Source organism: Halalkalibacter oceani (assembly GCF_023715705.1).
Lineage (GTDB): Bacteria > Bacillota > Bacilli > Bacillales > Bacillaceae_D > Halalkalibacter > Halalkalibacter oceani_A.
Map to the genome: position 1 here is coordinate 45,666 of NZ_JAMBOS010000026.1, position 12,782 is coordinate 58,447.

The following is a 12,782-nucleotide window of genomic DNA, read 5'->3' on the forward strand; positions in this document are numbered from 1 at the left end:
CATGAGTTTTCTTGAAGAGATTGCAAAAGTCAAACGTTTACCTGAACAGTACGCAACAATGACGACAGAAGAAAAGCGGTCACGCATCCGCGAGATCAAGCAGCAGTTTGGCAAGCGTTTATACATTCCAGGTCATCATTACCAGCGGGACGAGGTCATTGAATTTGCTGATGCAATTGGTGACTCCCTTCAGCTGGCCCAACTGGCGCAGGCCAACCGTGAGGCGGAATTCATCGTCTTTTGCGGCGTGCATTTCATGGCGGAAACGGCTGATATGCTGACAAATGGGGAGCAGCACGTTATTCTTCCCGATTTGAAGGCAGGCTGTTCAATGGCCGATATGGCGACGATCGCGCAAACCGAATATGCGTGGGGCGAATTGCAGGAGCTGCTTGGCGATACGATTCTTCCGTTAACGTATGTCAACAGTACGGCGGCGATCAAAGCCTTTTGCGGCAGGAATGGAGGAGCGACTGTGACCTCCTCGAATGCAAAAGCAATGGTCGAGTGGGCCTTTACGCAAAAGGAGCGGATTTTGTTTTTGCCTGATCAGCATTTAGGTAGAAATACCGCCTATGATCTCGGTGTCCCTCTGGAGCAGATGGCTGTTTGGGATCCGATTGAGCGCCGGCTTGACTATGAAGGGAACCTCGATGATTTGCAGGTCATTCTTTGGAAAGGACATTGCTCCGTTCATGAAAAATTTACTGTAGCGCAAATTGAACAGCTCAGAAAGGATTCCCCGGAAACGCGGATCATCGTGCATCCAGAATGTACGTACGAAGTGGTTCAGGCAGCAGATGAAAATGGCTCGACTCATTTTATTATCGAGACGATTAAAAAGGCAGCCCCGGGTACGAAGTGGGCGGTCGGGACGGAAATGAATTTAGTAAACCGTTTAAGTCAGCAATATCCAGAGCAGGAGATTACGTCGTTAAATCCGATTATGTGTCCATGTTTAACGATGAACCGGATTGATCTTGATCATTTGCTTTGGTCGCTGGAGGAATTGGAGGCGGGCAATTTACACTTCCCCATTAAGGTTGACCCATTAACGACCGAAGAAGCGAATCTGGCATTGCAGCGCATGCTGGAACGCGCCTGACGATGTGAAGAAAGGCCGGCTAAGCAGGAATAGGTCCTGTAAGTGCCGGTCTTTTTTTTATCGAAGTGATTTACACACGGTAGGAGTGAATCAGGGCAGGGTACTGCTCACTATCTCATCGCCCTAAACGAAAAAAAGACAGCTGTAAAGAAATGCCCTCGATAGGCATAAACCTATTTGTTATCTCATAAGATTTGCTGAGACCCTTTGGGTATTAGGCTTTTTCCCATTTTTATCTATTTTGTCAATTTAACGCACCGTGTCAATTCGCCTACAACATCATAAGATGTACGAAAAAGGTAAAGAGGAGGGAATGAGATCGTGAAAATTCACATTGTCCAAAAAGGGGATACGCTCTGGAAGCTCGCCAAAAAATACGGTGTTGATTTTGAACAGTTAAAAGCCGCTAATACACAACTCGCAAACCCAGATATGATTATGCCCGGTATGAAAATAAAAATTCCAACAGGAAGTGTCCCTGTAAAAAAAGAATTACAGCAGGCAGCCAACGTCCCGGTGAAGGAACAGCAATACCAGAAGGAAGGACCTGTGCCTCCGCCAACAACGACAACGCCTGCAGCGAAAGAAACACCGCAGCCAATGCCGCCACAGCCAGCACCACAGCCGATGCCGCCTGAGACACCAAAAGCGCCACCGAAGATGCAACAGCCACAGCCGAAGCCGGAGATGCCGAAAGCGCCGCCGAAGATGCATCAACCACAGCCGAAGCCGGAGATGCCGAAAGCGCCGCCGAAAATGCATCAACCACAGCAGCAGCCGGAAATGCCAAAAGCGCCATCAAAACCGATCATGCCTCAACATAGTCAGAAATATGATGTACACTTATACCAGCCACAAACAAAACCAATGCAGACGCCGATTCCAAAAGCACCAACACCGCCAAAAGCGAATCTGTCTTCACAAACTGGAAAAGGCCAGCCGAATCAAATGTCACCGCAAATGGGGCAAGGTCAGCCGAACCAGATGCCACCGCAAATGATGGGGCAAGGTCAGCCGAACCAAATGCCGCCGCAAATGATGGGTCAAGGTCAGCCGAACCAGATGCCACCGCAAATGATGGGGCAAGGCCAGCCGAACCAAATGCCGCCGCAAATGATGGGTCAAGGTCAGCCGAACCAGATGCCACCGCAAATGATGGGGCAAGGCCAGCCGAACCAGATGCCACCGCAAATGATGGGGCAAGGCCAGCCGAATCAGATGTCACCGCAAATGGGGCAAGGTCAGCCGAATCAGATGTCACCGCAAATGGGGCAAGGCCAGCCGAATCAGATGTCGCCGCAAATGGGTCAAAGCCAGCCGAATCAGATGTCGCCGCAAATGATGGGTCAAGGTCAGCCGAATCAGATGTCATCGCAAATGGGTCAAAGCCAGCCGAATCAAATGTCACCGCAAATGGGTCAAAGCCAGCCAAACCAGATGTCGCCGCAAATGATGGGGCAAGGTCAGCCGAACCAGATGCCACCGCAAATGAAGGGGCAGAGCCAGCCGAATCAGATGGCGCCATTCCCAATAGCGCCGCAGCAATTTGAACAACACGCTCATCATTCAGAGCCGCTGCCGATGATGCAGGGGGCGTTTGACATGTCTTCTCCATATGTAGAGCATTCACCATATTTTCAACCGGTCGGACCGCTGATGACGGGATATGGAAACGGATGTGCCCCAATGGGACCTTTTCATGGACCATTGTATCAGGCACCTCAAGTGCTGCCTGCTTTTGTGCCGCCGGTTCAAATGGGAAATGACTGCGTTCAATGTGGTCCTGTAGAGCCGATTATGTATGGGCCAAACGGGCAAATGATGTCCGTGAAGGATTTTGAACGTCATGAACAAATAAACAATTATCAGGAAACAGACGATTACGAAGACTAATCACAACCGATTGAGCCCAGCACGCCAAGCCGATACCGAAGAAAAAATCTTCGGTATCGGCTTAAAAACAAGGTTCCGATTCTGCGTTAAGACAAAAGCAGTTGTTGAGAAGCTCGGCAAAAGATGAAAACATCTTTTGTCCAAGCTTCTTTTTATGTCGGATTCAGGTGGTACAATCCCCAGTAACTAACAGAGTAAAGACACCTCCAATCAGCCACATTAAGTGTTGAAAGGGGGAATTCAAATATGAAAAAAATTGCGATGTCAATTGCAGCAGCGACAATGCTTGTTGGTGGATTAGCGGCTTGTGGTGCAGATAATCAGCAGGGAATGGGCGCGAATAACTACCGTCAAACCGGCTTTGAATCACAGGATATGAGCGGTGCTTATACGCACTCACGTTACCGCGGCCAAGGACCTGTCACCGATATGATGACACCTGATTACCGTGGTGGCGGCACGTATGGTCAGCTGGACCGCCAACGTACGCGTACGCATTTAAATAACTTCCAAACTAACCGTACGCACGGAAATCGTAACGGCTTTGGAGCGACTCAACATACTCCGGGCATGGGACGTACTGGCCTGACAGGGAATAACCGTCCTGGAATGGTTGATGAAGATGGACTATTGCGCAACAGAACGCGTACCCATCGCCAGCAATTTACCGGCGATCGCATCGGAAATGGGCGGATTACCAACCAACAAAGCGGTATCCACCGTTCAAACAGAGCGACTCGTAACCAGTATACCCAACAAAACGTCAACTATCATAAGGATTATGACAGCCAAACAGCGCAGCATGTTGCCAATCGTGTTCAGCGCATAAACGGAGTCGAGGACTGCCGTGTCATTGTCGATGATAACCACATTGTTGTCGGTGTTGAAACGAACCAAAATCATGCAAACCAGGTTCAACAACAAGTAGAGCAAGCTGTGCAAAAAATGACAAAAAATAAGCAAGTTCGTGTTGTGACGGATGAAGATCATGTTAACCGTATCCGGACGATGGATGACCGTTTGCGGACAGGTACAGCATTCGATGAAGTCGCAGCAACATTTACTGATATGGTAAATGATTTGGGACGAGCCGTTCAACGTCCTTTTGAACGTTCGCGATAAATTAATGTAAGGGGGCTGGGCCAAAGGTGTTGGTAACCTTTGGCCCAGCCCTTAAGCCATTTCGTTAGCGATTGTGGAGACTGCGGGGGGCCGGCTTTCAAGCGAAATCCAATAAACAGTGAATCAAATGGTTTTTTTTCGGGCATCCTTAGCGTAGTTGCTTAAATATGGATATGAAAAATGGTGGTGATGGAGATGAGGGAACACCAAAAGGTCCCGCAAAAAAACAGTCTTTCCGTTATTGTCGGAATCGGTCTTCTTTTGACCGCGCTTTTCATTTGCAGCGCGCTTGTTGCCGGTGGAAAACAACCTCAGGCGGAAGAGGCAGAAGCCGTTGAGGTTATGCAGCCAAAAACAGTACAAGTTACATTGGAACGAGTTTATTTGGACGGAGAAACAAGCGAAGAGATCATCGAAGAAACAATTTGGTCGATGGAGGATTTTTGGGCGCAGTATGAGGGGTGGAGCCTGGTGGATCAAAATGAAGACGAAATGGTTTTTAGGCAAACGGTCAATGATATCTCGCCACTGATGAAAATCAACGGGTATTTCGGCTTAACGGACGAAGGAATTCTGTCCATTTATGAAGGAGAGCCGGACCAACAGAAGATCATCCATTCTTTTTTTCAGCTGGATACGAGCAAGCTTGAAAGCAAACAGCATACTGATCTTGAAAAAGGAATTCCCGTCAAAGATCGGCACCACTATGAAGAAGTATTAGAAGCATTTCGGCAATATCAAAACTAAAAGGATTGTTCAAAGCAGCGAGCAGAATCATGGGAGGAGCATCCACTTTCCTTCCGGGCCGATCAGCGCTGCTTTTTTTGCTTTTTGCAGCTGGAAAGAGAAATGACGGAAAGGGGGGCTTATGATAAAATAGAAATAAATGTTCGCATAGAGAGAGGAAGAACGGGCTGTGATTGAATATGTTAAAGGGAAAGTAGTGGAAGTGGAGCTGCAATATGTGGTGGTCGACCATCATGGCTTAGGCTATCAGATTTATTGCCCGAACCCGTTTGTTTTTCAGGAAAAGCTTGAAGAAACGGTGCAAATTTATACATACCAGCATGTCAGGGAAGACTTAATTCGTCTGTTCGGCTTCCGTACGAAGCAGGAGCGGATGCTGTTTGAAAAGCTGTTAAATGTTTCGGGCATCGGGCCGAAGGGGGCGCTCGCCATTTTGGCGTCCGGCCAGCCGGAGAATGTCGTCTACGCGATTGAGGAAGAGGATGAAGCCTTTTTAGTGAAATTTCCGGGTGTCGGCAAAAAAACAGCCCGCCAGATCATTCTTGACTTGAAAGGAAAGCTCGATGACTTTGTGCCGAATCTGCTGCAACAGGAAAAGGCGACAACAGTTGAGAAAACGCCGGCAAATACAGCGTTGAAAGAAGCGCTTGAAGCTTTACAGGCGTTGGGCTATGTCGAAAAGGAACTGAAGAAAGTTCGCCCTCTTTTGGAAGAAGAGGAGCTGACGACCGATGGCTATATTAAAAAAGCGTTACAGCTGATGCTGTAAATGAATTGCGCGAATGCGGGATGTGGGAAAGAGGTGACAAGGGATGGAAGAACGGATGGTATCGGCGGATATGCAGAGCGCGGATGATTCAATTGAGCAACGCGTTCGTCCGCAGCAGCTTGCGCAATACATCGGACAGGAAAAAGTAAAGAAAAATCTCGATGTATTTATAGAAGCGGCGAAGATGAGAGAGGAATGTCTCGATCATGTTCTTCTTTATGGGCCGCCCGGTCTCGGAAAAACGACGCTTTCCGGGATTATTGCTGCAGAAATGGGCGTGCAGATGCGGACGACATCGGGGCCGGCGATTGAACGTCCCGGTGATTTGGCGGCGATTTTGACAGCTCTTGAACCGGGAGATGTGCTGTTTATTGATGAAATCCACAGGCTGAACCGCGTCGTCGAAGAGGTGCTTTATCCGGCGATGGAGGATTTTTGCATCGATATTGTGATCGGCAAGGGACCGACCGCGCGTTCCGTACGTCTCGATCTGCCTCCGTTTACGCTGGTCGGAGCGACGACAAGAGCAGGGATGCTATCGGCCCCGTTGCGCGACCGCTTTGGCGTTCTCGCCAGGCTGGAATATTATACAGAGGCTGAGCTGGCGTTGATCGTCAAGCGCACGGCTGAGATTTTTGATACCGTGATTGAAGACGCGGCCGCGATTGAAGTCGCACGCCGCTCAAGAGGCACGCCGCGGATTGCCAATCGCCTGCTCCGCCGCGTGCGCGATTTTGCCCAGGTTAAAGGAGACGGGACGGTTTCACTGGACGTGGCGGTGGATGCGCTTCAGCAATTGCAGGTCGACCGTTTAGGACTGGATCATATTGACCATAAATTATTGTATGGGATGATTGAGAATTATCGCGGCGGTCCTGTAGGTCTGGAGACGATTTCTGCGACGATCGGCGAAGAACCGGAAACGATCGAGGATGTGTATGAACCGTATTTGCTACAGATTGGCTTTATCCAACGAACGCCGCGGGGAAGAGTTGTAACCCCGGCATGCTATGAGCATTTTCAATTGGAGGGACCAGAGCAGTGAATTCATTTCCAAAGATCTTGATCCTTATCGGCATTGCTTTTATCATCATTGGCGTCCTCTGGTTCTTTATTGGACGCGTTCTGCCACTTGGGCGCCTGCCAGGTGACATCTTTATTAAACGCGAGAATATGACCGTATATATGCCGATTATGACCTGTCTGATTATTAGCGTAGTGCTGTCGCTTATTTTTTTCTTGTTTGGACGTTTTCGCTAATCTCTTGCATGGATGAAGCACTTTCGGTATGATGATAGGGATATGACAGGAACGGTTATGTGAAAAGGTGACGACATGACGATGAAAATAGACGATTTTGATTTTAATTTACCAGAGGAATTAATTGCCCAGACGCCGCTTCAGGATCGAACGGCGTCTCGTTTGCTTGTCTTAGATCGGGAATCGGGTGCAATTAAAGATGGAACGTTTTCCGATATGATCGACGAATTGGAGGAAGGGGACTGCCTCGTCTTAAACGATACGAGGGTTCTTCCGGCAAGACTATTCGGAGTGAAAGAAGATACCGGCGCTCAAATTGAAGTCCTGTTGCTGAAGCAGCTGGAAAATGATCAGTGGGAAACGCTGATTAAACCGGCGAAGCGCGTCAAGGCAGGAACGGTTATTCAATTTGGCGATGGCCGGCTGCGCGCGACCTGTGTCCGGGAAGCCGATCATGGCGGGCGGATTTTGCAAATGGAATATGAAGGCATCTTCCATGAAATTCTTGATGAATTGGGAGAAATGCCGCTCCCCCCTTATATTAAGGAAACATTGGCTGATCAGGAGCGCTATCAGACGGTCTACGCCAAGCACCGCGGGTCGGCGGCTGCGCCGACGGCCGGTCTCCATTTTTCCACTGAACTGCTTGAACGGATTCAGCAAAAAGGGGTCCATGTTACATTTGTAACGCTGCATGTCGGTCTCGGGACATTTCGCCCGGTAAGTGTAGAGCGGATTGAAGAGCATCAAATGCATGCTGAGTTTTATCAAATGAGCGAAGGGACAGCGCGGCTGCTGACGAGTGTCCGGGAAAACGGCAAGCGGATTATCGCTGTCGGCACAACATCGGTCCGAACGCTGGAGACGATTATTCAAGAGCACGGCGAGTTTTGCGAATGCTCGGGCTGGACGTCGATTTTTATTTATCCAGGCTATGTGCTTAAAGGGATAGACGCGATGGTGACGAATTTTCATTTGCCAAAATCGACACTCGTAATGCTCGTCAGTGCGTTTGCGGGGAAAGAAAACATCATGAAGGCTTATCAGCATGCCGTCAATGAACGCTATCGCTTCTTCAGCTTTGGAGATGCGATGCTGATTCGTTGACCCGTACACGCTCAAGGAGGAAAAAGGAAATGTCAGCTATCACATATGAGCATATAAAAACATGTAAACAGTCCGGCGCCCGGCTTGGGAAGGTCCATACGCCCCACGGGATGTTTGAAACACCGATTTTCATGCCAGTTGGTACATTGGCAACGGTAAAAACGATGAGTCCGGAAGATTTATACGATATGAACGCGCAAATTATTTTGAGCAACACGTACCATTTGTGGCTGAGACCGGGACATGACATTATTAGAGAGGCGGGCGGTCTGCACAAATTCATGAACTGGGACCGTCCGATTTTGACCGATTCCGGCGGCTTTCAGGTTTTCAGCTTGAGCGATCTGCGAAAGATTGAGGAGGAAGGCGTCCACTTTCGCAATCATTTGAATGGGGACAAGCTCTTTTTGAGCCCGGAAAAGGCAATGGAAATTCAAAACGCGCTCGGCTCGGATATTATGATGGCCTTTGATGAATGTCCGCCATACCCGGCTGAATATGATTATATGAAGAAGTCGGTCGAACGGACGAGCCGCTGGGCAGAACGCTGTCTCGAGGCACACGGGCGCCCGCAGGATCAGGGGCTGTTCGGAATTGTCCAAGGTGGCGAGTATGAAGAACTGCGCAAGCAGAGCGCGGCAGATTTAGTATCACTTGACTTCCCGGGGTATGCTGTCGGCGGATTATCGGTCGGCGAGCCTAAGGATGTCATGAACCGTGTGCTTGAATTCACGACGCCTCATTTGCCGGAAAACAAGCCGCGTTATTTAATGGGGGTCGGCTCTGCTGATTCCTTAATTGACGGAGCGATTCGCGGGATTGACATGTTTGACTGTGTGCTGCCGACGCGTATTGCCCGAAATGGAACGCTGATGACGAGCAAAGGTCGGCTTGTTGTGCGCAACGCCAAATATGCACGTGATTTTGGTCCGCTTGATGAAAATTGCGATTGCCATGTTTGTCGGAATTACACAAGAGCGTATATTCGTCATCTGATCAAATGTGAGGAAACATTCGGTTTTCGATTAACGTCTTACCATAATCTCTATTTCCTGTTAAACTTAATGGAAAAGGTAAGAGAGGCGATACGGGAAGATCGGCTTCTTGACTTTAGAGAAGAGTTTTTTGAACAATATGGCTTTAACAAGCCCAATGCCAAAAATTTCTAAAATGCTTTGAGTAAAGAAAGGGGGGAAAAAGATGGAGCTATTTGGAACATTGCTTCCGTTAATCTTAATGTTTGCGATCTTCTACTTCCTGTTAATCAGGCCACAGCAGAAGAAGCAAAGAGCCATTCGTGATATGCACAACTCATTACAGCGTGGCGATAAAATTATTACGATCGGCGGACTTCACGGTGTTATCGATTCAATCGACGAGGAGACAATTGTCATCCTGGTAAATGATAACCGTAAGCTGACGTATGATCGTGCCGCGGTAAGAGAAGTTGTCAATCCGGATTAACGGCATACATAAAAAGAGTTGTCCCAACGCGTAGGCTTTGAGACGACTCTTTTTTTGGATCTATTTAAGAGCTTGAGACACAAAAAGAGTGAGCATGGAGTAATAGTGGGTATATTCTCCATGAGTCTTATGTGAGAAGTCGACTCGTTCATTGTTTAAGCTTAAGGGGCTGGGAAAAGGTAAAAAAACAACCTTTTGTCCCAGCCCCTTGTTGTGTTTTTCTTTTCTTTAATCGCGCGACAGATTGACGCCGATCATGCCGCCGAATGCAGCGACAAGCAAGTAGCCGCCATGATAAAGGTATTGTTCCTTCGTGAAGCTGCTGTCATAGCCTAAATACTGGACGAGGAACGTTAGGAGCGAAAAGACGAAAGCGGTCGCCGCTCCGGCCAGCCAGCCCCGCCGGTGCGATTTTGCTCCTGAAATCGCTCCCCCGAGAAACATCGCTAAAAAAGCGACACTCGTAATCAGCCACTCGACAGAGCGCTCGGTGAAGGAAGTAAACGATAAGAACAACGAGATGACGAGACTGAATGAAAGAGCAATAATCAGAACGGTCGACAGCCCAAATAAAACAGCAGGCATGAATCCCCGATTTGCCATAAAGACCTCTCCTTTCAAATGGACAAAAATCCTTTACTACAGCTTATTCAGGCTTGTTTTAAATAGACGTAAAAATTTCCGGCATTATGCCTTCTTTCCTGAAATCATGGACAGACTTTTTTGCAGTGGACATGTTTCTGAATAAGGGGACATAGGATGTAGTAGTGGGAAGGAGAGGAGTGCATCTATGGGGGTCCCCTTGGCAATTGTGATTTTTATTTGCAGTTATTTCTTCATTATCACGGAAAAAATGAACCGGGCCGTCATTGCCTGCTTTGGCGGCGTCTTAATGCTGGTTTTTCACGTTTACGAAATCAATGCTGCTTTTCTCCACCATATTGACTGGCATACGATCACTTTATTATTAGCGATGATGATCCTTGTTTCGATTACAAGCCAGAGCGGTTTTTTTGAGTATGTTGCCGTCTCGCTCGCCAAGTGGGTAAAGGGGCGTCCGCTGCCTTTACTGATCGCGATTTCCTCCTTAACAGCGTTTGGCTCGGCTTTTTTAAATAATGTGACAACCGTGCTGCTCATTGTTCCGATTGTCTTCACGCTGACGTCGCTGCTAAAGCTGCCTGCTGTCCCTTTTCTGCTGTCGATTGTCATGGCTTCAAACATTGGTGGAACGGCTACACTAATTGGAGATCCGCCTAATTTAATGATCGGTCAAGCTGTTGATTATTTAAGCTTTAACGACTTTCTGATTCATTTAAGTCCGGTTGTGCTGCTGATTTTCCTGGTCGTTATGGCTTGTCTTGTCCTGATTTACAAAAGGCAGCTGGTCGTCTCGAAGGAGGATCGGACCAAATTGCTGGAAATTGTCCCTTCCACTTATATTAAAGACCGTAAGCTGCTCGTAAAGTCTGTTTCAATCCTCGGCTTGACGACAATCGGTTTTATCGTCCAGCCATTTATTCAAACGGAATTGACGAGCATCGCGATGACGGGGGCGCTCCTATTGATGCTGCTGACACATGAGGAACAGGATATGGAGGAAGTGTTCCGCTCGGTCGAGTGGGTGACGCTGTTCTTTTTTATTGGGCTGTTCATGCTCGTCGGCGGCTTAAAGGAAGTCGGCATTATTGATGAGATGGCGAAATCAATTATTTATTATACGGAGGGTGACCTACCGAAAACAGCTCTATTTATTTTATGGGGCTCCGGTATTTTGTCCGGATTTGTTGACAATATTCCGTTTGTTGCGGCGATGATCCCGGTTATTTTGGAGTTCCAGGAGTTTGGGATGCATAATCTGGAGCCGTTATGGTGGGCTTTAGCGTTAGGAGCCTGTCTTGGCGGCAATGCGACGATCATCGGCGCGACGGCGAATGTGATTGTCGCTGGCCTGGCCGTTAAAGCGAAGCAATCGTTCAGCTATTTGGAATTTCTGAAAATCGGTCTTCCGGTTGTCTTGATTTCATTTGTCATCTCGACGATTTATTTGTATCTCCGTTATTTGGTTGACTTCATTTAAGACAGCTTCGGGTCCGGGCCAAAGGTGGTTTTTACTACCTTTGGCCCGGCCTTTTTTTAAAATCATGACCTGCTGTTCCCTGGTCATACTAAGAAGAGAAAAAAGGGAATGGGAGGAGCAAGATGGATTATGTCACGATTATCCTGAGAACGATATTTATTTACTTTATCATTCTCTTTGTGCTGCGGTTTATGGGCAAGCGTGAAATCGGCCAGCTTTCGGTGCTGGACTTTGTCGTGTCTATTATGATTGCCGAGCTTGCTGTCATCTCAATTGAAAATATTCAAGTACCGATGCTCCATACCATTCTGCCGATCGTCATCCTCTCCATCATTCAGATTGTGCTGGCGATCTTTTCCTTGAAAAGTGAACGAATTCGTAAGCTGGTCGATGGAAAACCGTCCGTCCTGATCAATGGCGGGAAAATTGATGAGGAAGAAATGCGGAAGCAGCGTTATAATTTCGATGATTTGCTGATCCAGCTGAGGCAGCAGAAGGTGAGCAAGCTTTCGGATGTCGAGTTTGCCATATTAGAACCTTCCGGAAAGCTGTCGGTCATTGAAAAAAAACGAGGTAAGAAAGAGCCTACGATGCCCCTGCCTCTCATCCTGGACGGAAAGGTACAGGAAGATCACCTCAAACAAATAAACCAGACCTCGCTCTGGCTGCGCCAGCAAATGCGCAAGCTCGGCTATCGCGATATCAAAAAAATATCCTACTGCGCCCTGAAAGACCAAGACACATTCTTCGTCGACTTGAAAGATGATAGGTGATGGACCAAAGGGTGGTTTTCCCTTTGGTCCATCACCGAAGCAAGGAGCGGAGCCGCCACGATCTGTTAAAGTCCGTGGTGAGTGGGTTTTTCACAACGGACTTGTGGCGAGTGGAGCCATTGCTAAAAGGTCAAAGCTAGTTTTGTCTCAAGCTCAGAACGCAGAGAGGAACCGTCGCAATAAAAAAGGGTGGTCTTGCCTTTGGTCCATCACCGAAGCAAGGAGCGGAGCCGCCACGATCTGTTAAAGTCCGTGGTGAGTGGGTTTCTCACAACGGACTTGTGGCGAGTGGAGCCATTGCTAAAAGGTCAAAGCTAGTTTTGTCTCAAGCTCAGAACGCAGAGAGAAACTGCCGCAATAAAAAAGGGTGGTCTTGCCTTTGGTCCATCACCGAAGCAAGGAGCGGAGCCGCCACGATCTGTTAAAGTCCGTGGTGAGTGGGTTTTTCACAACGGACTTGTG

The 12,782-nt window shown here is 48.2% G+C and carries 13 protein-coding genes; 12 read left to right on the forward strand and 1 reads right to left on the reverse strand.

Annotated elements, in window-relative coordinates; genetic code table 11:
* The first annotated feature begins 1 nt into the window (after position 1).
* The 10 genes from nadA (at position 2) to yajC (ending at position 9,467) form a co-directional block, all read left to right on the forward strand.
* Positions 2–1,105, forward strand: coding sequence for a quinolinate synthase NadA (nadA, locus tag M3212_RS18010; RefSeq protein ID WP_251195359.1), 1,104 nt, complete (start codon positions 2–4; stop codon positions 1,103–1,105).
* Between the two features lie 321 nt (positions 1,106–1,426).
* Complete coding sequence (safA, locus tag M3212_RS18015; RefSeq protein ID WP_251195360.1) at positions 1,427–2,998, forward strand: SafA/ExsA family spore coat assembly protein; 1,572 nt, start codon at positions 1,427–1,429, stop codon at positions 2,996–2,998.
* Between the two features lie 246 nt (positions 2,999–3,244).
* Positions 3,245–4,120, forward strand: a complete 876-nt coding sequence (locus M3212_RS18020; protein ID WP_251195361.1) for a YhcN/YlaJ family sporulation lipoprotein — start codon at positions 3,245–3,247, stop codon at positions 4,118–4,120.
* A 195-nt stretch (positions 4,121–4,315) separates the two neighbouring features.
* Entirely contained in the window at positions 4,316–4,867 is a 552-nt protein-coding gene (locus tag M3212_RS18025) for a BofC C-terminal domain-containing protein (RefSeq protein WP_251195362.1), read from the forward strand.
* Between the two features lie 169 nt (positions 4,868–5,036).
* On the forward strand, positions 5,037–5,636 hold the full coding sequence (ruvA, locus tag M3212_RS18030) for a Holliday junction branch migration protein RuvA (RefSeq protein WP_251195363.1): 600 nt from the start codon (positions 5,037–5,039) through the stop codon (positions 5,634–5,636).
* A gap of 43 nt (positions 5,637–5,679) precedes the next feature.
* Entirely contained in the window at positions 5,680–6,681 is a 1,002-nt protein-coding gene (ruvB, locus tag M3212_RS18035; protein WP_251195364.1) for a Holliday junction branch migration DNA helicase RuvB, read from the forward strand.
* Positions 6,678–6,896, forward strand: coding sequence for a DUF2905 domain-containing protein (locus M3212_RS18040; protein ID WP_251195365.1), 219 nt, complete (start codon positions 6,678–6,680; stop codon positions 6,894–6,896). The genes ruvB and M3212_RS18040 overlap by 4 nt, the downstream gene beginning before the upstream one ends.
* Positions 6,897–6,977: 81 nt before the next feature.
* The gene (queA, locus tag M3212_RS18045) at positions 6,978–8,003 is read left to right on the forward strand and encodes a tRNA preQ1(34) S-adenosylmethionine ribosyltransferase-isomerase QueA (RefSeq protein ID WP_251195366.1); all 1,026 of its coding nucleotides are present in this window, start codon (positions 6,978–6,980) and stop codon (positions 8,001–8,003) included.
* Positions 8,004–8,032: 29 nt separating this feature from the next.
* Positions 8,033–9,172, forward strand: coding sequence for a tRNA guanosine(34) transglycosylase Tgt (gene tgt / locus M3212_RS18050; RefSeq protein ID WP_251195367.1), 1,140 nt, complete (start codon positions 8,033–8,035; stop codon positions 9,170–9,172).
* 31 nt (positions 9,173–9,203) lie between these two features.
* Positions 9,204–9,467, forward strand: coding sequence for a preprotein translocase subunit YajC (yajC, locus tag M3212_RS18055; protein WP_251195368.1), 264 nt, complete (start codon positions 9,204–9,206; stop codon positions 9,465–9,467).
* A gap of 228 nt (positions 9,468–9,695) precedes the next feature.
* On the opposite strand, the gene M3212_RS18060 is transcribed toward yajC, so the two are convergent.
* The gene (locus tag M3212_RS18060; RefSeq protein ID WP_251195369.1) at positions 9,696–10,070 is read right to left on the reverse strand and encodes a TIGR04086 family membrane protein; all 375 of its coding nucleotides are present in this window, start codon (positions 10,068–10,070) and stop codon (positions 9,696–9,698) included.
* Positions 10,071–10,257: 187 nt separating this feature from the next.
* On the opposite strand from M3212_RS18060, the gene M3212_RS18065 reads away from it, so the two are divergent.
* Both M3212_RS18065 and M3212_RS18070 read left to right on the forward strand, forming a co-directional pair.
* The gene (locus tag M3212_RS18065; protein WP_251195370.1) at positions 10,258–11,547 is read left to right on the forward strand and encodes an ArsB/NhaD family transporter; all 1,290 of its coding nucleotides are present in this window, start codon (positions 10,258–10,260) and stop codon (positions 11,545–11,547) included.
* Positions 11,548–11,669: 122 nt separating this feature from the next.
* A complete protein-coding gene (locus tag M3212_RS18070; RefSeq protein ID WP_251195371.1) occupies positions 11,670–12,320 on the forward strand; it encodes a DUF421 domain-containing protein in 651 nt (216 codons plus the stop codon).
* The last annotated feature ends 462 nt before the right edge of the window (positions 12,321–12,782 follow it).

Excerpts from the sequence above, each read along its gene's own strand:
- nadA (WP_251195359.1), top strand. The coding sequence starts at position 2 with ATGAGTTTTCTTGAAGAGATTGCAAAAGTCAAACGTTTACCTGAACAG.
- M3212_RS18020 (WP_251195361.1), top strand. The coding sequence starts at position 3,245 with ATGAAAAAAATTGCGATGTCAATTGCAGCAGCGACAATGCTTGTTGGT.
- M3212_RS18025 (WP_251195362.1), top strand. The coding sequence starts at position 4,316 with ATGAGGGAACACCAAAAGGTCCCGCAAAAAAACAGTCTTTCCGTTATT.
- ruvB (WP_251195364.1), top strand. The coding sequence starts at position 5,680 with ATGGAAGAACGGATGGTATCGGCGGATATGCAGAGCGCGGATGATTCA.
- queA (WP_251195366.1), top strand. The coding sequence starts at position 6,978 with ATGAAAATAGACGATTTTGATTTTAATTTACCAGAGGAATTAATTGCC.
- tgt (WP_251195367.1), top strand. The coding sequence starts at position 8,033 with ATGTCAGCTATCACATATGAGCATATAAAAACATGTAAACAGTCCGGC.
- yajC (WP_251195368.1), top strand. The coding sequence starts at position 9,204 with ATGGAGCTATTTGGAACATTGCTTCCGTTAATCTTAATGTTTGCGATC.
- M3212_RS18060 (WP_251195369.1), bottom strand. The coding sequence starts at position 10,070 with ATGGCAAATCGGGGATTCATGCCTGCTGTTTTATTTGGGCTGTCGACC.
- M3212_RS18065 (WP_251195370.1), top strand. The coding sequence starts at position 10,258 with ATGGGGGTCCCCTTGGCAATTGTGATTTTTATTTGCAGTTATTTCTTC.
- M3212_RS18070 (WP_251195371.1), top strand. The coding sequence starts at position 11,670 with ATGGATTATGTCACGATTATCCTGAGAACGATATTTATTTACTTTATC.